This is a genomic window from Streptomyces sp. Edi4 (assembly GCF_040253615.1).
Classification (GTDB): domain Bacteria; phylum Actinomycetota; class Actinomycetes; order Streptomycetales; family Streptomycetaceae; genus Streptomyces.
Window position 1 is genome coordinate 4,480,258 of record NZ_JBEJGY010000004.1, and the last position, 24,546, is coordinate 4,504,803.

At 71.8% G+C, this 24,546-nt stretch carries 26 protein-coding genes and 1 pseudogene; 18 read left to right on the plus strand and 9 right to left on the minus strand.

Annotated features, from left to right (window positions below; all coding sequences use genetic code 11):
• Positions 1-222 precede the first annotated feature (222 nt).
• Positions 223-1,212, plus strand: a complete 990-nt coding sequence (locus ABR738_RS22315; protein WP_350231746.1) for an Lrp/AsnC family transcriptional regulator — start codon at positions 223-225, stop codon at positions 1,210-1,212.
• Positions 1,213-1,240: 28 nt separating this feature from the next.
• Here ABR738_RS22315 and ABR738_RS22320 read toward each other — a convergent pair whose 3' ends face one another.
• Positions 1,241-1,651 (minus strand): hypothetical protein, encoded by a 411-nt coding sequence (locus tag ABR738_RS22320; RefSeq protein ID WP_350231747.1) that lies wholly within the window; start codon positions 1,649-1,651, stop codon positions 1,241-1,243.
• 79 nt (positions 1,652-1,730) lie between these two features.
• On the opposite strand from ABR738_RS22320, the gene ABR738_RS22325 reads away from it, so the two are divergent.
• Positions 1,731-2,408, plus strand: coding sequence for a TetR/AcrR family transcriptional regulator (locus ABR738_RS22325; protein ID WP_350231748.1), 678 nt, complete (start codon positions 1,731-1,733; stop codon positions 2,406-2,408).
• 58 nt (positions 2,409-2,466) lie between these two features.
• Here the strand turns inward: ABR738_RS22325 and ABR738_RS22330 are convergent, their stop codons facing one another.
• Positions 2,467-3,219, minus strand: coding sequence for an N-acyl homoserine lactonase family protein (locus ABR738_RS22330; protein ID WP_350231749.1), 753 nt, complete (start codon positions 3,217-3,219; stop codon positions 2,467-2,469).
• 159 nt (positions 3,220-3,378) lie between these two features.
• Between ABR738_RS22330 and ABR738_RS22335 the strand changes: the two are divergent.
• The 6 genes and pseudogenes from ABR738_RS22335 to ABR738_RS22360 all read left to right on the plus strand — a co-directional run.
• Positions 3,379-3,519, plus strand: a pseudogene (locus ABR738_RS22335) (VOC family protein); the annotation flags it as partial.
• A 57-nt stretch (positions 3,520-3,576) separates the two neighbouring features.
• Entirely contained in the window at positions 3,577-4,017 is a 441-nt protein-coding gene (locus ABR738_RS22340) for a YunG family protein (RefSeq protein WP_350234688.1), read from the plus strand.
• A complete protein-coding gene (locus tag ABR738_RS22345; RefSeq protein WP_350231750.1) occupies positions 4,010-4,504 on the plus strand; it encodes an NUDIX hydrolase in 495 nt (164 codons plus the stop codon). The genes ABR738_RS22340 and ABR738_RS22345 overlap by 8 nt, the downstream gene beginning before the upstream one ends.
• A 192-nt stretch (positions 4,505-4,696) precedes the next feature.
• Positions 4,697-5,110 (plus strand): helix-turn-helix domain-containing protein, encoded by a 414-nt coding sequence (locus tag ABR738_RS22350; protein WP_350231751.1) that lies wholly within the window; start codon positions 4,697-4,699, stop codon positions 5,108-5,110.
• 22 nt (positions 5,111-5,132) lie between these two features.
• Entirely contained in the window at positions 5,133-5,825 is a 693-nt protein-coding gene (locus ABR738_RS22355; RefSeq protein WP_350231752.1) for a hypothetical protein, read from the plus strand.
• Between the two features lie 212 nt (positions 5,826-6,037).
• A complete protein-coding gene (locus ABR738_RS22360; RefSeq protein ID WP_350231753.1) occupies positions 6,038-6,382 on the plus strand; it encodes a DUF2516 family protein in 345 nt (114 codons plus the stop codon).
• Between the two features lie 71 nt (positions 6,383-6,453).
• Here ABR738_RS22360 and ABR738_RS22365 read toward each other — a convergent pair whose 3' ends face one another.
• The 3 genes from ABR738_RS22365 to ABR738_RS22375 all read right to left on the minus strand — a co-directional run bounded on the left by ABR738_RS22365 (position 6,454) and on the right by ABR738_RS22375 (position 10,216).
• Positions 6,454-7,686 carry a PP2C family protein-serine/threonine phosphatase gene (locus tag ABR738_RS22365; RefSeq protein ID WP_350231754.1) on the minus strand — a complete coding sequence of 411 codons (1,233 nt, stop codon included), beginning with the start codon at positions 7,684-7,686 and terminating at the stop codon, positions 6,454-6,456.
• A 313-nt stretch (positions 7,687-7,999) separates the two neighbouring features.
• Positions 8,000-9,016 (minus strand): C40 family peptidase, encoded by a 1,017-nt coding sequence (locus tag ABR738_RS22370; protein ID WP_350234690.1) that lies wholly within the window; start codon positions 9,014-9,016, stop codon positions 8,000-8,002.
• A gap of 402 nt (positions 9,017-9,418) precedes the next feature.
• On the minus strand, positions 9,419-10,216 hold the full coding sequence (locus tag ABR738_RS22375; protein ID WP_350231755.1) for a class I SAM-dependent methyltransferase: 798 nt from the start codon (positions 10,214-10,216) through the stop codon (positions 9,419-9,421).
• A gap of 223 nt (positions 10,217-10,439) precedes the next feature.
• Between ABR738_RS22375 and mshA the strand changes: the two genes are divergently transcribed.
• A complete protein-coding gene (mshA, locus tag ABR738_RS22380) occupies positions 10,440-11,783 on the plus strand; it encodes a D-inositol-3-phosphate glycosyltransferase (protein WP_350231756.1) in 1,344 nt (447 codons plus the stop codon).
• Between the two features lie 90 nt (positions 11,784-11,873).
• Positions 11,874-12,362 (plus strand): type III secretion system chaperone family protein, encoded by a 489-nt coding sequence (locus ABR738_RS22385; RefSeq protein ID WP_350231757.1) that lies wholly within the window; start codon positions 11,874-11,876, stop codon positions 12,360-12,362.
• Positions 12,363-12,437: 75 nt separating this feature from the next.
• Here ABR738_RS22385 and ABR738_RS22390 read toward each other — a convergent pair whose 3' ends face one another.
• Entirely contained in the window at positions 12,438-13,730 is a 1,293-nt protein-coding gene (locus tag ABR738_RS22390) for an MDR family MFS transporter (RefSeq protein ID WP_350231758.1), read from the minus strand.
• Positions 13,731-13,940: 210 nt separating this feature from the next.
• Here ABR738_RS22390 and ABR738_RS22395 point away from each other — a divergent pair, with 210 nt between their 5' ends.
• A complete protein-coding gene (locus ABR738_RS22395; protein ID WP_350231759.1) occupies positions 13,941-14,702 on the plus strand; it encodes a phosphoglyceromutase in 762 nt (253 codons plus the stop codon).
• A gap of 94 nt (positions 14,703-14,796) precedes the next feature.
• Here ABR738_RS22395 and ABR738_RS22400 read toward each other — a convergent pair whose 3' ends face one another.
• The gene (locus ABR738_RS22400) at positions 14,797-15,204 is read right to left on the minus strand and encodes a spore germination protein GerW family protein (RefSeq protein WP_350231760.1); all 408 of its coding nucleotides are present in this window, start codon (positions 15,202-15,204) and stop codon (positions 14,797-14,799) included.
• A gap of 354 nt (positions 15,205-15,558) precedes the next feature.
• Here ABR738_RS22400 and ABR738_RS22405 point away from each other — a divergent pair, with 354 nt between their 5' ends.
• Entirely contained in the window at positions 15,559-15,978 is a 420-nt protein-coding gene (locus ABR738_RS22405; protein WP_350231761.1) for a hypothetical protein, read from the plus strand.
• Between the two features lie 518 nt (positions 15,979-16,496).
• On the opposite strand, the gene phoU is transcribed toward ABR738_RS22405, so the two are convergent.
• The gene (gene phoU, locus ABR738_RS22410) at positions 16,497-17,174 is read right to left on the minus strand and encodes a phosphate signaling complex protein PhoU (RefSeq protein WP_350231762.1); all 678 of its coding nucleotides are present in this window, start codon (positions 17,172-17,174) and stop codon (positions 16,497-16,499) included.
• Between the two features lie 273 nt (positions 17,175-17,447).
• Between phoU and phoR the strand changes: the two genes are divergently transcribed.
• The gene (phoR, locus tag ABR738_RS22415; RefSeq protein ID WP_350231763.1) at positions 17,448-18,734 is read left to right on the plus strand and encodes a two-component system sensor histidine kinase PhoR; all 1,287 of its coding nucleotides are present in this window, start codon (positions 17,448-17,450) and stop codon (positions 18,732-18,734) included.
• 5 nt (positions 18,735-18,739) lie between these two features.
• Positions 18,740-19,411, plus strand: a complete 672-nt coding sequence (phoP, locus tag ABR738_RS22420; protein WP_469481306.1) for a two-component system response regulator PhoP — start codon at positions 18,740-18,742, stop codon at positions 19,409-19,411.
• Positions 19,412-19,629: 218 nt separating this feature from the next.
• Here phoP and ABR738_RS22425 read toward each other — a convergent pair whose 3' ends face one another.
• Positions 19,630-20,298 carry a copper chaperone PCu(A)C domain-containing protein gene (locus tag ABR738_RS22425; RefSeq protein ID WP_350231764.1) on the minus strand — a complete coding sequence of 223 codons (669 nt, stop codon included), beginning with the start codon at positions 20,296-20,298 and terminating at the stop codon, positions 19,630-19,632.
• A 619-nt stretch (positions 20,299-20,917) separates the two neighbouring features.
• On the opposite strand from ABR738_RS22425, the gene ABR738_RS22430 reads away from it, so the two are divergent.
• From ABR738_RS22430 to cysS, 4 genes are all read left to right on the plus strand, one after another.
• A complete protein-coding gene (locus tag ABR738_RS22430; RefSeq protein ID WP_003953493.1) occupies positions 20,918-21,400 on the plus strand; it encodes a CarD family transcriptional regulator in 483 nt (160 codons plus the stop codon).
• 313 nt (positions 21,401-21,713) lie between these two features.
• Positions 21,714-22,451: a 2-C-methyl-D-erythritol 4-phosphate cytidylyltransferase gene (ispD, locus tag ABR738_RS22435; RefSeq protein ID WP_350231765.1), complete on the plus strand. Its 738-nt coding sequence runs from the start codon at positions 21,714-21,716 to the stop codon at positions 22,449-22,451.
• Positions 22,441-22,956, plus strand: a complete 516-nt coding sequence (gene ispF / locus ABR738_RS22440; protein ID WP_350231766.1) for a 2-C-methyl-D-erythritol 2,4-cyclodiphosphate synthase — start codon at positions 22,441-22,443, stop codon at positions 22,954-22,956. Before ispD ends, ispF begins: the two co-directional genes overlap by 11 nt.
• A gap of 165 nt (positions 22,957-23,121) precedes the next feature.
• A complete protein-coding gene (cysS, locus tag ABR738_RS22445) occupies positions 23,122-24,519 on the plus strand; it encodes a cysteine--tRNA ligase (RefSeq protein WP_350231767.1) in 1,398 nt (465 codons plus the stop codon).
• Positions 24,520-24,546: the final 27 nt, after the last annotated feature.

Here is a 24,546-nt window from a genome sequence, read left to right on the forward strand (position 1 = left end):
CGGCCGATGACCGGTTCCGGCAGCCGGGGATCCGTGCTCCGTGCTCCGTGCTCCGTGCTCCGCGATGCGCGCTCCGCGATGCGTGCTCCGCGTCCCGTGCGCGGGGTTTCCGACGCCCTGGCTCCGTCGAGCGGGGCAGGACCAACCCTCCGCGTGCCGCCCCCGACCGCCCCTCAACCACCCCGATTCCGGCGCGACTTGACACCGGCTAGCCTCGGCCCGGTGGAATCCGACTTCGACGACCTCGACCGGCGGCTCGTACACGCCCTGCAAATCGACGGCCGCGCCCCGTTCAGCGTCATCGCCGCCGTACTGGGGGTGTCGGACCGTACGGTCGCCCGCCGGTACGCCCGGCTGCGGGCGACCGGGGCGGTACGGGTGCTCGGCGGGGTCGACGCGACCGCGCTGGGCGCCGATGTGTGGCTGCTGCGGGTGCGGTGCGCGCCGGCGGCGTCCGTGCCGGTTGCCGAGGCGCTGGCCCGGCGAGCCGACACGTCCTGGGTGAGCCTGAGTTCGGGCGGCACCGAGGTCACGTGCGCGGTCCGTACCGAGAGCGAGGCGGACAGCGAGGCGCTGCTGCTCGCGAAACTGCCGGGCACCCCGCGTGTGGAGGGCGTGACCGCGCACTCGGTGCTGCACGCGTTCTACGGCGGCCCGGACAACGTGGTCGGAAAGCTCGGATCACTGGACGAGGAGGAGGCGGAGCGGTTGCGTCCGCCGCGAGCGCCGCGTGCGGCGGGACGGATCCGGCTCGACGACGCCGACCGCGCGCTGATCGCCGTGCTCGCCGCCGACGGCCGGGCCGGGTACGAGGAGCTGGCCGGCGCGACCGGCTGGTCGCCGACGACGGTCCGGCGCCGGGTGGCGCAACTGCGCGCGCACGGGGTGCTCTACCTCGACATCGACGTGGACTGGCGCATGTTCGGCGTACGCACCAGGACTTTGCTGTGGCTCTCGGTCGCCCCGGCCCACCTGGAGGAGGCGGGCCACGCCCTGGCCGCCCACCCGGAAGTGGCCTTCGCGGCCGCCACGACGGGCCCGGCCAACCTGTACGCGAGCGTGGTCTGCGCGGACCAGCGCGCCCTGTACCACTACCTGACCACCCGGGTGTCCGCCCTCCCCTCCATCACCCACCTGGAATCGGCCCCGGTGATCAGAACGGTCAAGCAGGCGGGAAGCCGGTGGGGGCGGGGGTCGGGGGCGTACGGCTAGGGGGTGCGGCCGGCGGGGCGGGAACGGATCAGCGGGGCGTGGGGGGCGTCGGCGCTGGGTCGGCGGCGAGCAGCAGCGCGGCGAAGGCCACGGCGGCGGCCGCCTGGTACCCGACCCACACCTCGCCCCCGGCGGTACTGCTCTGCCGGGCCAGCAGGAGTCCGACGGCGGCGGTCACGACCCAGCCGATGTCGTAGGCGGCCATGAGCCGTAGGCAGGTGCGCGCGGACCGGTCGCGCGCATGGCGGATCTCGATACCGCCGCACGCCAGCAGGGCGACCCCGGACACGGCCATCAGCCAGCCGGACACCCCCAGCAGACGGCCGAGCGGGACCGCGCCGACGAGGTAGACAGCGGCCAGCACCACCTTGAAGACGCCATCGCCGACAATCCCGGCCCGTGTCCGGCGTGCCGCCGTATGCACCACGGTTCGCGTCATGAGCACCCCTCCCTGAGCATCGGCCTGCGTCTCTCCAGCATTCGCATAATGAGATTACGGTAATAATGAACCTATGAGGATGACAAGAGCGGAAGCGCGGGAGCGGAACCGGCGAGCGTTGCTGGACGCCGCGTTCCAGGTCGTCTCGCGGGACGGGCAGCGAGCCAGGCTCGAGGAGATCGCGGAGCGCGCGGAGGTGACCACGGGGGCCATCTACTCGCTGTTCGGCAGCAAGAACGCTCTGGTGGTCGCCACCGTCGCCGACCACCTGAGGCCGTACTACGAGGAGATCGAGCGGGCGGTCCCCTCCGGCCTCGACCTGCTGGAGGCGGCCGACGCCTTCGCCCGCCACTACCGCCGCACCTGCGATGCCCCGGACGCGCTGCCCCATCTGTCGCTCCAGATCACGCTGCTCGACATGGCGCTGCACGACCCGGACCTCGGGACCCGCCTCGCCACGTCCGTCCGGGCGCAGGAGGAGCACCTGGTCGCGCTGTTCACTGGGCGGGCGCACAACGGCACCGTGGTGACGCGACCTCAGGCCCAACGCCTGGCAACCGCCCTCAGAGCCCTGTTCGTGGGCCTGGGCCAGGGCATCCCGCTGGGCCTGGCCCCCGCCGCCGACGAACAGTTCTTCGCGACCGCGGCCCGCGCGTTGGCATCGGGCCTGACCTGCACGGATGCGGATGCGGACACGGATGCGGATGCGGACACGGATGCGGGCGCGGACGCGGACGTGAGTACGGACGCTCCATGACGACGTGCCGACGTGCCGACGTGCCGACTTGCCGACGTGACAATCCCGTGGCCCGGGCTCAGGGCGCCCCGGTGGGCTTCGTCCTGGTGGGGGTGTGCCGGCTGGGGATGTCGCGCGGCGGTTCCCAGACCGAGCAGTCGTGGGCGAAGAGCACACGGCGCGGGTCGAAGTCGAAGAGCCGGTCCAGCCAGTGCCGATAGGGCGGAAGCGGTTGCTCCACGCCGTGCAGGGCCGCGTGGCGGGCCAGGTGCTCGGACGCGAAGTCCGAGGCGAAGTCGTGCGCCTGGCCGGCCAGGACCACGGTGCCGTCGCCCTGCCGCAGGACCAGCGACTGGTGCCCCGGAGTGTGCCCGGGCGTCGGAATGATCCAGACCTCTGGCCGGATCTCGGTCTCGCCGACGATCTCCTCGTAGGTCGCGCCGGGGAAGTCGATCAGCTCGGCGAAGGTGTAATCGCCCCGACGGGCCGCGGCCAGCTCGACGTCCTGAACCACGATGGGCGTACCGCCCAGAAGGGGGTTACCGCCGCAGTGGTCGAAGTGCAGATGGCAGTTCACGACCAGGGAGATGTCGTCGAGCGCGACCCCGGACGCGGACAGGACGTCCTGCAACGCGCGGCGCCGGGGCCGGTAGTGCGCTTCGGTTTCGGGGTCCCCTGCGCCGATACCGGTGTCGAAGAGGATGAGCCCGTCGGGGTGCCGCACCAGGTAGGCAAGAGCGGGTTCGACCCTGGGCCGGGTCCCTCCTGTCTCCGCTGCGGGTCGGACGAAGTACCCCAGATCCAGTCGGCGCACCGCCATGTGCTTCCCCATACGGCCATCCTGGCCGGGCCACGACGGCGGCAGCCAGCGGGTCCGCCGACAGCTGAACCGCCGGGTGCTCCCGTGGGAGCCGCAGGGCCCGCGTGACGCGGCGGGCAGGGGTTGTCGTAGGCGCGCGCTACAGTCCGTTCCTCCGACTGGGGAGGGCTCATGGCGACCGAGTGGGGCTTGACGATCGACTGCGCGCACCCGGCGAAGCTGGCCGCGTTCTGGTCACTGGCGTTGGGCTACAGGGTGGGGCAGACCGACTGGCCGCGCACAGGGTGTCGGCGTCGCGGGCGGCGGCCCGGATGCCAACTCGCCCGGTGCCGCAGGCCGTTGTCAGTGGGGCGGGGCAGGATCACGGGCATGACGCCCTTGCTTCTTTCCGACATCGAGCGAGCCGTGCGCGGCAGCTGGAGTGCCGAGACATGCACGCCCGAGTTCCGATCGCGCTGGACCGAGGACAACCCGGCCCGGGACCAGTGCGGAGTGACCGCGATGGTGGTCCATGACCTGCTGGGGGGTGAACTGCTCCGTGGGGAGGTCCACGTGGACGGAGAGCGTGTGGACTTCCACTGGTGGAACCGGTTGGGCGGGGGCATCGAAGTCGATCTCACGCGTGAGCAGTTCGGCCCTGAGGAGACCGTCACGGGCGGTGTCGTGGTCCCCCGCCCGCCCGTGACCGAGTGGCGCAGGCTCCGTGAGGAGTACGCCCTGCTCCGCGACCGGGTCCTGAAGAAGCTCGATCAGCAGCGGGCGGGTGCCGGCGATCGTGCCGCTGCGGACCTGGGTGGGACGCGTGGATGAGCTGGTCGAGCGGGTGGACGAGCAGGACCGGGTCTTGGCGGTGGTTGCCCGGCGCGAGGCCGTTCGCCGTGGCTGGCCGCACCGGATCGCCGTGACGGTATGCCGCGACCGGCAGGGCCGGATCCTCGTGCACCGTCGCGCCGAGCACGTCGATCGGTTCCCCGGGCACTACGAGGTGGCGGCAGGTGGCGCCGTCGCCCCGGGGGAGTCCTATGAGGAAGCCGCATCGCGCGAACTAGCCGAGGAACTGGGTGTCCGTGTGCCGGTCCGCTTCATCGTGAAGTTCCTCAACCGCGCCGGAATCAGCCCCCATTGGCTCGCCGTGCACGAGGCCGTCCTGTCCGGCCGGCCGCGCCCTGACCCCGACGAAGTGACGTGGAACGGCTGGCTGTCGGAGCCGGAGCTCCGCGGATCGATGCGGGAGAAACTGTTCACTCCGGACACCCGCGATGTGCTGAGTCACTACTTTTCCTCCGTGGAACGCTGAGGCCACTGATCGCCCTGGTCTCTGTTCGCCCTGGACTTTTGCGCCTTGCCGCCACGGGTCGTCGCCGCACGAGGCCATCCCTCCCGCCGAGGGGGCCACACCTTGAACGCGCCGCGGTATCCCAACGTGGCGCCGCACACTTTTGCAAGCGGGTGCTTGCAAAAGTTAGCGGGGGTGGTGCACCCTCGGGGTATGGCATCGCTCAACGTCGGCAATCTCGGCGCATACCTGCGCGAACAGCGGCGCACCGCGCAGCTGTCGTTGCGGCAGCTCGCCGATGCCGCCGGGGTGTCCAATCCGTATCTGAGCCAGATCGAGCGCGGGCTGCGTAAGCCGAGTGCGGACATTTTGCAGCAGCTCGCCAAGGCGCTGCGGATCTCCGCCGAGACGCTGTACGTGCAGGCCGGCATCCTCGACGAGCGGTCTCCCGAGGCCGCGGGGACGCGCAGCGTCATCCTCGCCGACCCCTCGCTCAACGAGCGGCAGAAGCAGGTTCTGCTCCAGATCTACGAGTCCTTCCGCAAGGAGAACGGGCTCGACACCGGCACGGACACCGAAAGCGCCGCCGACGGCAGCGATGCCGACCACCCTCAAGCGAGCAACTGAGCACTGATCCGGGAGGACAGTCATGGCCATCACCGATGACCTGCGCAAGACCCTCACCGACCCCACCCCCCTCTACTTCCTCGCCGGGACGGCGGACCTCGCGGGGCAGCAGGCCAAGAAGGTTCCGGCCCTGATCGAGAAGATCCAGTCCGAGGCGCCCGAGCGCATCGAGGCCGTGCGCCGCACCGACCCCAAGGCCGTGCAGGAGAAGGCCGCCGCTCGCGTCAAGGAGGTCCAGGCCGCCGTCACCAACCGGGCCACCGGCCTCATCGGCGCCATCGACGGCGACTTCAAGAAGCTGGGTGAGAGCGCTCAGGACCTGGCGCTGCGCGGGGTCGGCGTCCTCGCCGAGTACGCCGTCAAGGCGCGCGAGGGCTACGACGCCGTCGCCGAGCACGGCCAGGAGGTCGTCAAGCAGTGGCGCGGCGAGGCCGCCGACGAGATCGTCGAGATCGCCGGCGCCGTCGAGCCCACGAGCGAGTCCCCGGCCAAGAGCGACACCTCCGCCGGCGCGGCCCCGGCCAAGGACGACGCCCCGGCCAAGGGCGACGCCCTGGGCGCGGACGACGTCACCGTCGCCGACCGGCTCGTGGCCCAGGGCGGCAATGCGCCCGCCGGTTTCGACACGACGCCCAGCGCCGACAAGCCCGTCGCCAAGAAGACCGCCCCGCGCAAGACCCCGGTGAAGAAGGCCGCTCCCAAGGTCGGGGAGTGACCTCAAAGTGAGCCTTGGAGTGCACTCGGAGTGATCTTCCCGCGATCCGGGGCATGATCCCTTCGCCCCACTCGGGCGGACGGCGGGCACGGGGCGGGCACCTTCGCGGCGTCCGCCCCGTTGTCCTAGTACCTTGGCCGCGGGCACCCGCCCGCGCTCACTCGGCTCAGCAAGCGGACTTCACGACCAGGACTTATTAGGCGGTGCACGGCATGTTGCTCACGGGATTCAGCTTTCTCCAGATGCTGGCCTATCTCGCGATGTTCGTCGTCGCCGTGGTCGCGCTGGTCTTCGCCGCCCTCGGCCGTGAGGACGCCTACCGCGCCGCCGACAAGCAGACCAAGCCGTTCTGGCTGATCATCCTCGGCCTCACGGTCCTGGTGAACCTGTTCGTGCCGTATCTGTTCCTCCAGCTCGCGGGTCTGGTCGCCTCGATCGTGTTCATGGTCGACGTACGTCCCGCGATCCGGCAGATCTCCGGCGGCGGCCGGGGCGGCCGGCGCGGCGGCGGCTCCAGCAGTGACGGGCCGTACGGTCCCTACAACGGCCGGCGTTGACACCGGGCCGGCCGACGGTGCGCCGAGTGCGCCCCCGGTTTCCCGGTCCAGCCTGATCCGAAGGCGGGACCCTAGGGCCGCTTGCGTTCCAGGAGCAGTAGCGCCACGTCGTCCGTCAGTTCGCCGCCGTTGAGTTCGCGGGCCCGGGTCACCGCCGCTTCGAGCAGCGCCTCGCCCCGAAGCCCGGACGCCAGCTGAGCGTTGATCATCTCCAGCATGCCGTCCTGCCCGAGCCGCTGGCTGCCGTCGCCGGTGCGGCCCTCGATCAGGCCGTCGGTGTACATCAACAGGCCCCACTCCCGGCCGAGTTCGACCTGGCGGCGCGGCCAGCGTGCGCGCGGTAGCAGGCCGAGCGCGGGGCCGCCGTTCTCGTACGGGAGCAGCTGCGCACGGCCGCCGAGGACGATCAGCGGTGAGGGGTGGCCGGCCAGGCAGAGGCCGGCGCTGCGGCCGTCGGGCGAGATGTCGACCGTGCACAGCGTCGCGAAGATCTCCTCGCTGTCGCGCTCGTGCTCAAGTACCTGTTGCAGGGTGGAAAGGAGTTCGTCGCCGCACAGGCCCGCGAGGGTCAACGCCCGCCAGGCGATGCGCAGTTCGACCCCGAGCGCCGCCTCGTCCGGGCCGTGCCCGCAGACGTCGCCGATCATCGCGTGGACGGTGCCGTCGGGCGTACGCACCGTGTCGTAGAAGTCGCCGCCGAGCAGCGCGCGGGAGCGGCCGGGGCGGTAGCGGGCCGCGAAGCGCAGGTCCGAGCCCTGGAGCAGCGGGGTGGGCAGGAGGCCGCGCTCGAGGCGGGCGTTCTCCTGCGCGCGCAGCCGGGACTCCGCCAGCTTGTACTGCGCCGTGTCCGCGCGCTTGCGCTCCACCGCGTACCGGATGGCGCGGCTGAGCAGCCTGCCGTCCAGCTCGTCGCGGAAGAGGTAGTCCTGCGCGCCCACCCGGACCGCCTCCGCCGCGCGCTCCGCGTGCGTGGACGGCGTCAGGGCGAGGACGGCGTGGCGCGGGGCCAGGAGCAGCACGTGGCGCAGGGCCGCGAGCTCGTCGTCGGGGTCGCGGCCGGGCAGCGCGAGGTCGAGCAGGATGCAGTGGACGTCGTCGGTGAGCAGCCGCTCGGCCTCGGTGAGGTTGCGGGCGGTACGGATGCGGACCCGGGTGCCGGCCTCGTCGAGGAGTTCGTCGACGGTGAACGTGCCGGCCGGGTCGTCCTCGATGACCAGCAGGTTGAGCGGGCCGTCGGCGCCGCCCGGCTGGGCCTCCGGGGCGGCTCGCTGGTGCGGTACGGGTACGTGCTGGGATGCGGGCATCGTCGGTTCCGGATTCCTTCCCTCCCCCGAGGGCGCGGCGGAGCGCCGGTCAGCGCCCCACCAGCCGGGACCCTAGCGTCATCACCCGCGCGGCGGAATGCCGATGGGTGGTTCATCACGGTGATCCGGCTGGCATATGCCACATGCCTGATTTGTCGGAGCCCCAGGAAGTTGCGCGGTGCCCGTACCGCCGGTAGGGGCCGGGCCCCGGCGGACGTCCGCGCCTGCCCTCCCGGACCCGCCCGCGTTGCCCGCCCGGACGCGGACCCACCCGGGCTGCCCGAGCGGGGCCGCCGGAGCGGGGCGCCCCCTACTAGCCCGGCCGCACCACCCCCAGGATCGGCATCGAACCCGCTCCCGTGATCGTCACCGTCCGGCCGGGACGCGGGGCGTGCACGATCGCGCCGTTCCCGATGTACATGCCCACGTGGGTGGCGTCGGCGAAATAGATGACCAGGTCGCCGGGGCGCATGTCCTTGATGGCCACGTGGGGCAGCTGGGCCCACTGCTCCTGTGAGGTGCGCGGAATGGGGTGGCCGGCGGCGAGCCAGGCCTGGGAGGTCAGCCCCGAGCAGTCGAAGGTGTCGGGCCCGGCCGCGCCCCACACGTACCGCTTGCCGATCTGGTCGGTGGCGAACTTCACGGCCTTCGTGCCCTGCTCGCTCGCCCCCGTGCCGGCGTCCTTCAGGACGCCCGTGTTCAGCCAGGCCGTCTGCGCGTCGGACGCCTTCTTCGCCTCAAGGTCGGCCAGGCGCCGGCGCTCCTGCTCCTTCATGTCGGCCTGGATCTTCTCGGCCGCCGCGATCTTCTCCGTTATGTCCTTCTTCGCGGCTTCCTTCTTGACCCGGTTGGCCTCCAGGTCCTTCCACTGGGCCGTGGCGTCCTTGCTGTACGCCGCCAAGTCGTCCTGTGTCCTGGTGAGTTCGGACAACAGGCCCTGGGCGGCCTGTTCGCCCTGGCGCAGGGAACCGGCGGCGTCGAGGAAGGTGTCGGGGTTGCCGCTGAGCATCAGCTGTGCGCCCGGCGGCAGGCCGCCGTTGCGGTACTGCATCCGCGCGGTGGCGCCCGCCTGGTCCTTGAGGGCCTTGATCTTCTCCTGGCCCTTCACGATCTCCTGAGCCAGCTTGACGATCCGCGCGGACTGCTGCGCGGTCTGCTCCACGGCCAGGTTGTACGCGTCGGTGGCCGCGGCCGCCTGCCGGTACAGGTCGTCTATCTGCCGGCTGACCTCCTCCAGCGCCCCGGGCGCCGACGCCGCGCCGGACGCGGTGGCCGACGGTGTCGGCTTCGGGTCGGCGAACGCCGTCCCCGGTGCGGCCCACGCGGTCATGGCGCACACCAAGGCGATCGCGGCTGCCAAACGGCGCTGCTTCGGCACTGAGAACTCCCCCTTGAGACCACCCGGTTCCCCCACCGGACCCCTGAACCTGATTAACCGTCAGTAACATATCGCCGACGTGCGCGATGCTGCCACGCCCCGTCGCAAAACGACAGAGGCGCAAGGGCAGGGAAGGAACCCACTCGCTGCCCGCACCCCGCGCCCTCACCCGTCCTACGAACGCCGCGCGCCACGCGTTCCGCCGGCCACGGGAGTTCACCCGTACGACGTCATCGACAGGCAGACCGGCAGGCAGGCCGGCCCCGGCGGGCGGGCAGACCGGCAGACACGTCGGCCCCGGCGGGCGGGCAGACCGGCAGGCAGCCGCACCCCGGCGGACAACCCCGCGCGGCCTCAACGGGGCGCGAGCGCCGCCCAGTCCACGGTCACCTCGCCCTGCCGCCAGCGCCGTACGCCGTCCACGACCGGCCAGTCGGCCGACAGATCCCGTACGGACGTGATCCACCGCTGGCGCGCGCCCAGCGCGGCGTACGGCGCGGCCGCCGCCCACGCCCGGTCGAAGTCGCGCAGGAACGCGTGCACCGGCTCACCCGGCACATTGCGGTGGATCAGCGCCTTCGGCAGGCGTTCGGCCAGGTCGGAGGGGCGCACCAGGGAGCCGAGCCGGGTCGCGAAGGTCACCGTGCGCGGGCCGGAGCGGTCGAGCGCGACCCAGACGTGACGGCGTCCGATCTCGTCGCAGGTGCCCTCCACGAGCAGCCCGCCGGGCGCGAGCCGCGCGCACAGCCGGGCCCATACGGCGGCCACTTCCCCCTCGTCGTACTGACGCAGCACGTTCGCCGCGCGGATCAGAGCCGGCGGTTCGGCGAGCGGCACCTCGAAGCCGCCGTGGCGGAAGGTGAGGCCTTCGCGCTCGTACGGCTCGGCGGCGGCGACCCGCGCGGGCTCGATCTCGATGCCGACCACCGACACGGCGGGCGCGGCCACGCGCAGCCGCTGGAGCAGTTCCAGCGCGGTCCAGGGGGCGGCCCCGTACCCGAGGTCGACCGCGACGGGGGCGTCCGCGCGGCGCAGCGCCGCCCCGTGCGCGTCGGCGATCCAGCGGTCCATGCGGCGCAGCCGGTTCGGGTTGGTGGTGCCACGGGTGACGGTGCCGACCGGGCGCTTGGCGGGTGGGGCGGGTGGAGCCATAGGACGAGAGTAGGCGGCCCTCGGACCCCGGCGTTCCGCCCCGCACGCGGGGCCTCGCCCGGGCGTCGTCCGTAGAGGCGCCCCACCTCGCGCGGCGTGTCCGGCAACTTTTTGGCAAAGTGGAAATGAAAGAGCCGACGCCGATGTTCGGGGCTTTGGAGGGGCGTGTCCGCTGCCCGCTCCGCGACCGAAGGCAGTGCCCCGAGCCGAGGAGGGCCCCGACGTGAGCCAGTACGTGTCCCGGTTCGCCGGCACCCTGGCGGGGCAGCCACGGCTCCGGCTGCCCGGCGGCCACCGCAAGCCGCGCCGCGTCGCCATGCTCAGCGTGCACACCTCCCCGCTGCACCAGCCGGGCACGGGGGACGCGGGCGGCATGAACGTGTACATCGTCGAGCTCGCCAAGCGCCTCGCCGCGATCAACATCGAGGTCGAGATCTTCACCCGGGCCACCACGGGCGGCCTCGCGCCCACCGTGGAGATGGCGCCCGGGGTGCTGGTCCGGCACGTCGACGCGGGCCCCTACGAAGGCCTGGCCAAGGAGGAGCTGCCCGCTCAGCTCTGTGCCTTCACGCACGGCGTGATGCAGGCCTGGGCGCACCACAGACCCGGCTATTACGACCTGGTCCACTCCCACTACTGGCTCTCCGGGCACGTCGGCTGGCTGGCCGCGCAGCGCTGGGGTGTGCCCCTGGTGCACGCCATGCACACCATGGCCAAGGTCAAGAACGCGGCGCTCGCCGAGGGCGACACCCCCGAGCCGGCCGCGCGGGTCATCGGTGAGACGCAGATCGTCGACGCGGCGGACCGGCTCATCGCCAACACCGCCGAGGAGGCCGACGAACTCGTCCGCTTCTACGACGCCGACCCCGGCAAGGTCGCCGTGGTCCACCCCGGCGTGAACCTCGACCGTTTCCGTCCGGCGGACGGCAGGAGCGCGGCGCGCGACCGGCTCGGGCTGCCCCAGGACGCCTTCGTTCCGCTCTTCGCGGGCCGCATACAGCCGCTCAAAGCGCCCGACATCCTGCTGCGGGCGGCGGCCGAGCTCCTTGACCTCGACCCCTCGCTGCGCTCCCGCATGATCGTGCCGATCGTCGGCGGACCGTCCGGCAGCGGCCTCGCGAAGCCTGAGGGATTGCAGAAACTGGCGGCCAAGCTCGGCATCTGCGACGTCGTACGGTTCAAACCGCCCGTCGGCCAGGACCGGCTCGCGGACTGGTTCCGAGCGGCGTCCGTCCTGGTCATGCCCTCCTACAGCGAATCGTTCGGCCTGGTCGCCATCGAGGCGCAGGCGGCGGGCACGCCGGTGGTGGCGGCCTCGGTCGGTGGCCTGCCCGTGGCGGTGCGGGACGGCTCGACGGGGTTCTTGGTGCGGGGCCACGACCCCAAGGACTACGCGGCCGCGCTGCACCGGTTCGCGGCCGACCCCGCGCTGGTGGGGCGCATGGGCGACGCGGCCGCCCGGCACGCGCGGTCCTTCGGGTGGGACACGGCGGCGTCGGCGACGGCGGACGTGTACGCGGCGGCGACGCAGGAGCACCGGCGGCGGGTGCGGTCGCACCACGGGTGAGACCGGCGCACGGGCGCGCCCTGCCCGGCTCGGGCCGCTCGGGCGCGCTCTGCCCGGCTCGGCGCGCGGGGGTTCGCGTAGGCTCGCGGCATGGCTGACGTGCGGCAGGTCATCGAAGCGGCTCTCAAGGACGCGGAGCTCTCGTGGGAGTCCCCCGGGCCCGGCGCGTACGTGGTGACGCTGCCCGGCACGCGCAAGCTCTCCACGACCTGCTCGCTGCGGGTCGGGCGGCACTCCCTCTCCGTGAACGCCTTCGTGGTGCGCCACCCAGACGAGAACGAACCGGCCGTCCACCGCTGGCTCCTTGAACGCAACCTCCGTCTGTACGGGGTGAGTTACGCGATCGACCAGCTCGGGGACGTGTACCTGGCGGGCAAGCTTCCGCTGTCCTCGGTCACCCCGGACGAGCTCGACCGGCTGCTCGGGGTGGTCCTGGAGGAGGCGGACGGGTCCTTCAACACGCTGCTCGAGCTGGGGTTCGCGTCCGCCATCCGGCGGGAGTACGCCTGGCGGGTGTCGCGGGGTGAATCGACGCGGAACCTCGAGGCGTTCGGACGGCTCACGGGGGAGACGGGCTGAGGGGGTTCGCCCTCGCCCGTCCTCGAACGGCCCGGGGCCCGGCCCCTTGTGGGTCCGCCCCAGGTCCCCTCGGCCTCAGGCCACCGACCCCGCGCACCCCTCCGCCGGCGCGCCCGCCGGAGCGGCCGCCGGCTTACTCGCGACCGGCGCCGCAGCCGCCGGGGCCTGCGAAGGCAGCCCCCGCATCAGGGCCCAGTAACCCCCCGCCGCCACCGTCCCCAGCACCGCGCACGCGCCCCACAGCCACCGCGCCCCGAAGTGGTCGATGACGTAACCCGACATGAGCGGGGCGACCAGGGCCGCCACCGACCAGGACATCGTGTAGACGCCCTGGTAGCGGCCCCGGCCGTGGAGGGGGGAGAGGCGGACGATCAGACCGGTCTGGGTCGGGGCGTTGACGATCTCGGCCACGGTCCAGACGCAGATCGTCAGGGCGTACACCGCGACCGAGCCCGCGAACGCCGTCAGGCCGAAGCCGTACCCGGCGAGCAGCGACGAGAGGATCAGCAGACGGCGCGGGTCGCGGTGCTGGAGGTAGCGGGTGAGGGGGATCTGCACCGCGACGATGAGGACGCCGTTGACGGCGATGGCCAGGCCGAAGTCGGAGCTGGAGAAGCCGTCCGTGCCCATCGCGACCGGCAGACCCACGTAACCCTGCTGGAAAATAAGGGAGATGAGGAAGGACAGGCCGACCACACCCATGAAGCGGCCGTCCCGCAGCACCGTACCCATGCCGATCTCCGGCTCCGCCGCCCGCTCCGCGGCGCTGCGCTGCGGACGCGACTCCGGCAGCTTGAGGAACACCACGACCGCGCAGACCAGGGTCAGCGTCGCCTCGCCGAGAAAGCCGGCCAGGTAGCTGTACTGCGCGATGAAGCCGGCGGTCATGGAGGAGACCGCGAAACCCATGTTGATCGCCCAGTAGTTGATGGAGAACGCGCGGACACGGTCCTCGGGCTTGACGATGTCCGCCATCATCGCCTGCACGGCCGGACGGGAGGCGTTGCTCGCCATGCCGACGAGGAAGGCGACGCCCGCGATCGCGACCGGGTCGGTCATGAAGCCGAGCAGCGCGACCGCGAAGGCCGTCGAGGTCTGGGCGATGACGAGGGTGGGGCGGCGGCCGACGCGGTCGGTCATGATGCCCGCGCCGATGGACGACACGACCCCGCCGAGCCCGTGCAGGGAGGCGACGAGACCCGCGTAGGAGGCCGAGTAGCCGCGGTCGAGGGTGAGGTAGAGCGCCATGAAGGTGGCGACGAACGCCCCGAGACGGTTGATCAGGGTGCTGGTCCACAGCCACCAGAACGCCGGGGGCAGCCCGGAGACGGATTCTCGTGCGGCGCGTCTCAGACTGGCTACGGACATGCGGCTTCCCCCGGAACTGTGCGTGCGACCTGTGCGGTGTGAGCGCTGCCGCGTAAACGGCGCTGTGTAAGCGGTGCGCTGGACGATCGCAAGTTACAAGGGGCCGCTTGGAGGGGCCACTGAATTGACGGCGTCCGTCAATCGAGACGCCTCCCCGGCCTCGGTCCCCGCGCGCGCGACGGCCCCGGGACGTCGATTAGGCTCGGACGCATGGCCGACGCACCGTACAAGCTGATCCTGCTCCGCCACGGCGAGAGCGAGTGGAACGAGAAGAACCTGTTCACCGGGTGGGTGGACGTCAACCTCACGCCGAAGGGCGAGGAGGAGGCGGCGCGCGGCGGTGAGCTGCTCAAGGACGCCGGCCTGCTCCCCGACGTGCTGCACACCTCCCTCCAGAAGCGCGCCATCCGCACCGCCCAGCTCGCGCTGGAGTCCGCGGACCGCCACTGGATCCCGGTGCACCGCAGCTGGCGCCTGAACGAGCGGCACTACGGCGCGCTCCAGGGCAAGGACAAGGCGCAGACGCTCGCCGAGTTCGGCGAGGAGCAGTTCATGCTGTGGCGCCGCTCCTACGACACCCCGCCGCCGCCGCTCGAGGACGGCACGGAGTTCTCGCAGAGCGACGACGCCCGCTACGCGACGATCCCGCCGGAGCTGCGCCCGCAGACCGAGTGCCTGAAGGACGTCGTCACGCGCATGCTGCCGTACTGGTACGACGGCATCGTCCCGGACCTGCTGGCGGGCCGCACGGTCCTGGTCGCCGCCCACGGCAACTCGCTGCGCGCCCTGGTCAAGCACCTCGACGGCATCTCCGACGCCGACATCGCGGGCCTGAACATCCCGACCGGCATCCCGCTGGTGTACGAACTGGACGCCGACTTCAAGCCGGTCAAGCCGGGCGGCACCTACCTGGACCCGGACGCGGCGGCGGCCGCGATCGAGGCCGTGAAGAACCAGGGCAAGAAGAAGTAGCCCTCCGGCCTCTCCGGCAGCGCCTCCCGTCCGCGTGAACAGCGCGGGCGGGAGGCGTTTTCGTGCGCGGGGCCGCTGGCCGGCCCGGGGTTGGTCAGCGGGGGCGGTGTCTGGTGAGGCGGCGTATGAGGGTGGGGGTGGCGGCTCGTGCCAGCAGGGCGGCCAGGGGGACGGCGATGTCCAGCCAGGAAGGCCGTAGGGGTGTGTACGTGACGGTGCCGTTCTTGATCTGGAGGTAGCCGCGCAGGCGGGCGCCGCCCCCGGCCGCTCCTTCGCCCCGGGCCGCCGCGGAACCCGCGCCCCCGGTGAACGCGAAGCCGATGTCCGCGACCGGGATGACGGTCGTGCCGTCTACGGTGACCGGTTCGCCGCAGACGGCCGACGCCGAGGCCCGGCTGCCGAGGTGATCGGCCAGGCGTACCGGAGGGGCCGGGGTCGCTTCGTCCCTCAGGACGGGCTCGACGGTGTGGGCGGGCCGGCTCGGTGTGGCGGGACTGGACATCGGGAACCTCCGGGACGGGGGGACGGGGGTGCGGTGGCGGGTTCGGCGGTGACGCCGGCCGGTACGGCGATGGCGTGCGCAGGGTGGTGGGCGCGCGTGGCGCTTGCGCGTTCCATGGTCGCCCGGGGCTCGCGGCCACGGGGCGGGGCGGGAGAAGTCGTAGAGCGGGTTCCGTTCTTGTCGGCGTACTGGTGCCGCTTACTCGCCGTAGCCGTGCGCATCCGCTCCGGTCGCGGACCCGGCGGGCCCCGGATAGCCTCGTAGGCGCGTGTCGTCGGTGACGGGCATCCCCTTCCGTCTCGTCCCGGCGCATCGCACCTCGGTCCGGGGGGTTCGCCACGACAGGAGTTCGACGTGAAAACCACCCTGCTCAGCCGCTGCGCCCGGGCGTCCGCCGCCGGTGCGCTGTCCGCCGTCCTGCTGGTCGCCGGTGGCGCCGACGCCTTCGCCTCGGCCGGTACCAGCGCCAAGCCCAGCCCGTCCGTGTCCGCCACCAAGGCGACCGGATCCATCACCGTGAAGGCCACGCCCGGCTCGGTGAAGGCCGGTGGCAAGGTGACGTTCACGGGACGCACCAAGGGCATGCCCATAGGCAGCAAGCTGGTGCTCCAGCACAAGAAGGGCAGCAAGTGGACGACCCTTCAGGCCGGCACCACCGTCAAGAAGGGCAGCAGCTACTCCTTCGACGCCAAGCTCAACGACAAGGGCAAGCAGGAACTGCGCGTCAAGGCCGACAACGGCACCTCGCCGACGGTCACCGTCACCGTCAAGTGACCAGCCCTGCGTGCCCGTTGCCCGAGCGGCCGTCGCGCTGAGCGCGGCACGGCGAGGGGGCCCCGCCGTGCCCTGCGTGCCCGTTGCCCGAGCGGCCGTCGCGCTGAGCGTGGCACGGCGAGGGGGCCCCGCCGACCATCGACGGGGCCCCCTCGCGCGCGTCAGGATCAGCCGGAGCAGCCGCCGCACTGGCAGGGCGCCCCCGACTGGCAGCCGCATCCGCAGCTCGAACCGCAGCCGCAGGCGCCGGCCAGTGGCAGCCGGGTCACTTCGACGGGTGTGACGGATGCGTCCTGCCGTGGTTCGGTCGCGGGTGTTTCAGCCATGGGTCCCTCCCGGGGTAGGCAGAACAACGGGCCTTCCCCCATTGCATGCCCACGCAGGCGGGCGCGTCAACGGCGCATCCGCGCGGACGAGTTGGGGCGCAGTATCGCGCGCCCCTCACGCCCGCCCCTCACGCCCGCCCCTCACGCCCGTCCCGTACGTCCGCCCCGCGCGCCCCACCGGTCAGGCGCCGGTCAGGTGCTCTCGCCCTGCGTGGGGGACTGGAGCTCGTCGGCGTGTTCGCCGGTGACCAGGTAGACGACGCGCTTGGCGACCGACACCGCGTGGTCCGCGTACCGCTCGTAGTAGCGGCCCAGCAGCGTGACGTCCACGGCGGTCTCGATGCCGTGCTTCCAGCGGTCGTCCATCAGGTGCTGGAAGAGCGTGCGGTGCAGCAGGTCCATCTCGTCGTCGTCCTGCTCCAGTTGGAGGGCCAGGTCGACGTCCTTGGTGATGATGACCTCGGCGGCCTTGGCCATCAGGCGCTGGGCGAGCTGGCCCATCTCCAGGATGGTGGCGTGCAGGTCGTTGGGGACGGCACGCTCGGGGTAGCGCAGCCGGGTCAGCTTGGCCACGTGCTGGGCGAGGTCGCCGGCGCGCTCCAAGTCGGCGCTCATCCGCAGCGAGGTCACGACGATGCGCAGGTCGGTGGCGACCGGCTGCTGGCGCGCGAGCAGGGCTATGGCGCGGGCCTCCAGGTCGTGCTGGAGGTCGTCGACCTTCTGGTCGGCGGCGATCACGTTCTCGGCGAGCTTCAGGTCCGCGTCGAGCATGGCCGTGGTGGCGCGCCCGATCGCCGACCCGACGAGCCGGGCCATCTCGACCAGGCCCTCGCCGATCGAGTCAAGTTCCTCGTGGTACGCGTCACGCATGGGTGTGCCTCTCTCAAGGGTTCTCAGGGGTTCGCAGGGGTCTCGAGGGGTCTCGAGGGGTCTCGGCGGTTCTCGGTGGGCCTCGACGGTCTCCGGAGCCGGGGGGAGGGGGAGCCTGTGACCCTCACGTTCCCACGGTCCGTTCCGTACGCGTCCGGTTCGGCCACAAGAAGTGAACCGTCCCCGTCACCTCGGTGAACTCTGGGCGACGAACGTTCGAGCAGGCGCTCTTTTGGCTGGGAGAGTGTCAGTGGGGCCGCATAACCTGGACGCATGGACGTGAACGCGGCGGTCGCCGCATTGGCAGCGATCGCCGGGGTGTGCACCGGCGTGATCGCCATGCTGGCGTTCCGCTGGAGCGAGCGGGACCAGGCACGGCCCACCCGGTCGTCGCTGCACACCGACGCGGTCCTGCCCCCGGGCGTGGACACCGTCCTGTCCGTGCTGCGCTCGTCCGCCGTCGTGCTCGACGAGGGCGATTCGGTGGTCAAGGCCAGCTCGGCGGCGTACGCGCTCGGCCTGGTCAGGGGCGGCAAGCTGGCCGTCGAGCCCATGCTGCACATGGCGCGCGACACCCGGCGCGACGGCGAGATACGGCAGGTCGAGCTCGACCTGCCCCGGCGCGGCACCGGCCGGGGCGAAGCCCTCGCGGTCTCCGCCCGGGTCGCCCCGCTCGGCTCCCGCCTCGTGCTGCTCCTGGTGGAGGACTTGACGGAGGCCCGCCGCATCGAGGCCGTACGGCGTGACTTCGTGGCCAACGTCAGCCATGAGCTCAAGACCCCGACGGGGGCGCTCTCGCTGCTCTCCGAGGCCGTGATGGACGCGTCGGACGACCCCGAGGCGGTCACCCGCTTCGCCGGCCGGATGCAGATCGAGGCGACCCGGCTGACCAACCTCGTCCAGGAGCTCATCGACCTCTCCCGGGTCCAGAATGACGACCCCCTTGAGGACGCCGAGCCGGTCCGCGTGGACGAGCTCGTCGCCGAGGCCATGGACCGCTCGCGCCACCCCGCGTCAACCAAGCAGATCACCATGGCCGCCGGCGGCACCGCCGACCTGCATGTCTGGGGCAACCGGGGCCAGCTCGCGGCCGCGCTCGGCAACCTCGTCGAGAACGCCGTGAACTACTCGCCGGCCAGGACCCGGGTCGGCATCGCCGCCCGGCGCATCGCGGCGCCCGGGGGTGACATGATCGAGATCGCCGTGACCGACCAGGGCATAGGGATCTCCGAGAAGGACCGCGAGCGCGTCTTCGAGCGCTTCTACCGGGTCGACCCGGCCCGCTCCCGTGCCACCGGCGGCACGGGCCTCGGGCTCGCCATCGTCAAACACGTGGCCGCCTCGCACGGCGGGGAGGTCACGGTGTGGAGCTCCGAGGGACAAGGCTCCACCTTCACCCTGCGGCTGCCGGAAGCCGGCGCCGTTCGGGATCGCGCCTCCCGGCGCGACCCGGTCACGGTCGACGAGGACGACGACGTTCCGGACGTTCCGTACGAGACCTTCAGTTCCGCTGTGCCTGTTTCCCAAGCCATAGTTCCTGCCCCGGAGGTCCTTCCGTGACCCGAGTGCTCGTCGTCGAGGATGAGGAATCCTTCAGCGACGCCCTGTCCTACATGCTCCGCAAGGAGGGCTTCGAGGTCGCGGTGGCGGCCACCGGGCCCGACGGCCTTGACGAGTTCGAGCGCAACGGCGCCGACCTCGTGCTGCTCGACCTGATGCTGCCGGGGCTGCCCGGCACCGAGGTCTGCCGCCAGCTGCGCGGCCGCTCCAACGTGCCGGTCATCATGGTGACGGCCAAGGACAGCGAGATCGACAAGGTCGTGGGCCTTGAGATAGGCGCTGACGACTACGTCACCAAGCCGTTCTCCTCGCGCGAGCTGGTGGCCCGCATCCGCGCCGTCCTGCGCCGCCGCGGCGAACCGGAGGAGGTCACCCCGGCGGCCCTTGAGGCGGGCCTGGTCCGGATGGACGTCGACCGGCACGTGGTGACCGTCTCCGGCGCCAAGGTCGACCTGCCGCTGAAGGAGTTCGACCTCCTGGAGATGCTGCTGCGCAACGCGGGCCGCGTGCTGACGCGCATGCAGCTCATCGACCGGGTGTGGGGCGCGGACTACGTGGGCGACACCAAGACCCTCGACGTCCACGTCAAGCGCCTGCGCGCCAAGATCGAGCCGGACCCGGGCGCGCCGCGCTATCTGGTCACGGTCCGCGGCCTCGGGTACAAGTTCGAGCCGTAGGCCGCGTGGCCTCGTGTCAGGGGCCACTCACGCCGCTCGCGGATGCGTGAAGGGCGCCCCACCGTGGTCGGTGGGGCGCCCTTCACGCGTTGTCCCGGCGGTACCGCCCGGCCCCTCGCGCGTCCGGGCCGGCCGGTGTCCGGTCAGATTCGGACAGATTCGGTCAGATCCGGATGGTGTCCGGCCGGTGTCCTGGTCAGTGCCCGGTCAGTGCCCGGTCAGTGCCCGGTGGTGGTGGCGCTGTGCGTCGCCGCGCCGGAGCCCGCGGGCTTGCCGCTGCTGCCGCCGACGCCCGGCGTGTTCGGCGTGGCCGCGCCGGACGGGGTGCCCGAGGGCGCGCCCGACGGCGTGCCCGACGCGGAGGTCTTGGGCTTCGGGAGCTCGCTGGGGCCGACACCCTCGAAGTAGCTGGTGGCCGGGACCACGTAGGCGGCCAGGCTCACGGCGCCGGTCTGGCTGAACTGGAAGGTGACCTTCTGGGCGTCACCGTTCTTGGCGGCCTCGCGGCCGTTGTCGATGACCGCGGAGGCGTTGCCCTTGCCGCCGAGCACGACCGAGCCGTGCGCGGGGACGGTGATGGGACCCGTGCCCTTGCCGGGGGAGAGCTTGACGGTGGCGCTGCCGACCTGGACGGAGTCCAGGGTCTGCGGGTCCTTGCCGTTGTTGAACAGCGTCGCGGCGACGACGGCCGGGCCCTCGGCGTCGGGCTTCGGCTGGGTGACGACCGTCGCGTTCTGGACCTTGATGTCGCCGACGGTGACGTAGGCGTTGTCCGCCTTGACTCCGAGCGTCTGCGCTCCGTTGCCCGCCGCACAGGCGGAGAGGGAAGCGAGCGAGAACGCGATGGCAGAAGCGGCGAGGGCGCCGCGTCGAAGGCTGCGGCTCACGGCGGCGGCAACTCCTTGGACGTACGAGACGGGCTTCGGACGGGGCTACGGGTCAGCCGGCCGCATGCCTGAGGGCCGGCTAAGGGTGTGTCAGCGGGCCTAGATTACCGAGCCGCCCCACCCGCCCCGCACCCGACCCGCCCCTACGGACGACGGGCCCGGCCAACTTGAGTGGATCACACGCCCCGGCCCTCCTTTCGGGCGCCGTTCGCATAGGGCGGGTGATCAATTCCCGGTGCCGCCACACATTCCTTACGGAAAATCCGCGAGACGGTCCGGCCGGACCGTTCGTTGATCAATTCGGGGAATGAGCAGAATGAATGGCGCTCAGCCGAACGGGTGAACGAGCGCCGAACGGAGTAGATGAAGTTCACCGTCCGGAACCCGGCAAAACGGGACGTTCGGCATGTCGGAGGCGGGTTCGCGGGCGCCCGGCGCAGGCGTTTCGCAGCTCCTTCGCAGCCGCTCCGACCTGCGAATACCGCCCTCCGGAAGCCCTCCGCAGCACGATCCTGGCGCAGTTGTCAAGCCCCGAGATATGCCCTGACCTGCGAAAACGCCATTCAGAAGACGCCGTATCCGTGTTACCCTGGATAGCCACGGAAGGGGTACCTGTCACATGACGTTCAAGGTTGGCGACACCGTGGTCTATCCCCATCACGGGGCCGCGCTGATCGAGGCTATCGAAACTCGCCAGATCAAAGGCGTGGACAAGACCTACTTGGTGCTCAAGGTCGCCCAGGGCGACTTGACTGTGCGCGTGCCCGCTGACAATGCGGAGTTCGTCGGCGTTCGCGATGTAGTTGGGCAGGACGGGCTGGACCGGGTCTTCGAGGTGCTGCGCGCGCCGTACGCGGAGGAGCCCACGAACTGGTCCCGTCGTTACAAGGCAAACCTGGAGAAGCTCGCCTCCGGCGACGTCATCAAGGTCGCCGAAGTGGTGCGTGACCTGTGGCGTCGTGAGCGCGAGCGCGGACTGTCCGCGGGTGAGAAGCGCATGCTCGCCAAGGCGCGCCAGATCCTGGTGAGCGAGCTGGCCCTCGCGGAGAACACCAACGAAGACAAGGCCGAGGCCCTGCTCGACGAGGTTCTCGCGTCCTGACGCCGCTGGGCCTGTCCGGGACAGGCCCTGATTCCGGGGCGCGCCCCGGATGCCCGGCATTGCCGCGGTGCCCGCTGACCAGCAGAGAGAAATGCTGTGTCGCCGGGCGCTGCGGCATGTTCGTATCCCCGTATGTTCAAATCCCCCGGGTGCCCCGCGCCCCGGGTCGTACCCCCCGGTTCGCGTACCCCCCGGGCGCCTGCCTGACCGGTCGTCACGGAAGGGCCGGTCACGGCCTCGCGCCCCGCACTCCCCCGCTCCGGAAGCAGGGGGTACCCCCAGGCCATACCCACGTCGTTTGAGGACACAAACCTTGTCTGACGAATCGCGCCCCTTCCGCGCGGCCGCGGTGGTTCCAGCGGCCGGACGCGGCGTACGGCTCGGCCCGGGCGCCCCCAAGGCGCTGCGGACGCTGAGCGGGACGCCCATGCTCGTGCACGCCGTCCGGGCGATGGCCGCCTCGCGCGCCGTCTCGCTCGTCGTGGTGGTGGCCCCGCCGGACGGCGCCACCGAGGTGAAGAACCTCCTGGCCGAGCACGCCCTGCCCGACCGGACGGACTTCCTCGTGGTGCCCGGCGGTGCGAGCCGCCAGGAGTCCGTGAAGCTCGGCCTCGACGCGCTGCCGCCCGGCTTCGACGCCGTCCTGGTCCACGACGCGGCCCGTCCGCTGGTCCCCGTCGACACCGTGGACGCGGTGATCGAGGCCGTACGCGACGGCGCGCCCGCCGTGGTGCCAGCGCTGCCGCTCGCCGACACCGTCAAGCAGGTCGAGCCGAGCGAGGACGGCTCGCCCGAGCGGGTCGTGGCGACCCCCGAGCGGTCCAGGCTGCGCGCGGTGCAGACGCCGCAGGGCTTCGACCACGACACGCTCGTACGCGCCCACGCGACGGTCACCGGCACCGTCACCGACGACGCCGGCATGATCGAGCAGCTGGGTCTGCCGGTTGTGGTGGTGCCCGGGCACGAAGAGGCGTTCAAGGTGACCCGGCCGCTGGACCTCGTCCTCGCCGAGGCCGTACTCGCACGACGGAGGGCCAACGATGGCTTCTGAGCACCCCGCGTCCGCGCCCCTGATCCCGCTGGTCGGCATCGGCACCGACGTCCACGCCTTCGAGCGCGGGCGCGAGCTGTGGTGCGCCGGGCTGCTGTGGGACGGCCCCCAGGACACCGAGTACGGCCTGGCCGGCCACTCCGACGGCGACGTCGCCGCCCACGCGGCCTGCGACGCGATCTTCTCGGCGGCCGGCATCGGCGACCTCGGCGCCCACTTCGGCACCGACCGCCCCGAGTGGTCCGGCGCGTCGGGCACCGCCCTGCTCGCGGAGGCCGCGCGGGTCGTGCGCGCCGAGGGATTCGAGATCGGCAACATCGCGGTGCAGGTCATCGGCGTACGCCCGAAGATCGGCAAGCGGCGCGAAGAGGCGCAGAAGGCGCTGTCGGCGGCCGCCGGCGCGCCGGTCGCGGTGTCCGGGACCACCACCGACGGCCTCGGCCTGACCGGTCGCGCCGAAGGGCTCGCGGCGGTGGCCACGGCGCTGGTGTACCGGGCGCCGTAGGGGCGGGCGGCGCCCGGCGGACCGGGCCCCGGCGCCCACGGGTGACCGTCACGGGCGGCGACGAAGATCGTCCGGCGGCGTCGGCGCCCCACAGTCGTCAAATTGTGTGCCCCGAGCCCCGCAAAGGGTCGCGGGGCACTGCTATCGGGCCACTACCCTGGTGGGGTGACCATTCGCCTGTACGACACCAGCGCCCGGCAGATTCGTGACTTCGTCCCGCTCACGCAGGGTTGTGTCTCGATCTACCTGTGTGGCGCCACCGTCCAGGCGGCCCCGCACATCGGCCACATCCGCTCGGGGCTCAACTTCGACATCATGCGCCGCTGGTTCACCTACCGCGGTTACGACGTCACGTTCATCCGCAACGTCACCGACATCGACGACAAGATCATCAAGAAGGCAGCCGAGCAGGGCCGCCCGTGGTGGTCGATCGGGTACGAGAACGAGCGGGCCTTCAACGACGGCTACACCGCGCTCGGCTGCCTGCCGCCCACCTACGAGCCGCGTGCCACCGGCCACATCACCGAGATGATCGAGATGATGCGCGGCCTCATCGAGCGCGGCCACGCCTATGAGGCGGACGGCAGCGTCTACTTCGACGTGCGCTCCTTCCCCGGCTACCTCCAGCTCTCCAACCAGGACGTCGACGACCTGCGCCAGCCCGACGAGGGTGTCGCGGGCAAGCGCGACCCCAGGGACTTCGCGATGTGGAAGGCGTCCAAGCCGGGCGAGCCCGACTGGGAGACGCCGTGGGGGCGCGGCCGGCCCGGCTGGCACCTGGAGTGCTCGGCGATGGCCCACAAGTACCTGGGCAGCGCCTTCGACATCCACGGCGGCGGCATCGACCTGATCTTCCCGCACCACGAGAACGAGATCGCCCAGGCCCAGGCCTTCGGCGACGCCTTCGCCTCGTACTGGGCGCACAACGCCTGGGTGACGATGTCCGGCGAGAAGATGTCGAAGTCGCTCGGCAACAGCGTGCTCGTCTCCGAGATGGTCAAGCGCTGGCGCCCGATCGTGCTGCGCTACTACCTGGGCACCCCGCACTACCGCTCGATGATCGAGTACAGCGAGGAGGCCCTGCGCGAGGCCGAGTCGGCGTTCGCGCGCATCGAGGGGTTCATCCAGCGCGTGGTGGAGAAGGCGGGGGGCGTCGTCGAGCCCGCCGCCGAGGTGCCGCCGGCCTTCGCGGAGGCGATGGACGACGACCTCGGCGTGCCCGGGGCCCTCGCGATCGTCCACACCACCGTGCGCCAGGGCAACAGCGCGCTGGCCGCCGACGACAAGGAAGCGGCCACCCAGCGCCTGGCCGAGGTGCGGGCCATGCTCGGCGTGCTCGGCCTCGACCCGCTCGACCCGCGGTGGGCCGAGGAGAGCGACCGGGGCGACGACCTGCACGGGGCCGTCGACACGCTCGTACGCCTCGTCCTTGAGCAGCGCGAGGCCGCCAGGACCCGCAAGGACTGGGCGACCGCGGACGCGATCCGCGACCAGCTGACCCAGTCGGGCCTGGTCATCGAGGACAGCCCCAGCGGCCCCCGCTGGACCCTCGGCCCGCGCTGAGCGCTCGCGATGTGCCGCCCGGGCGAT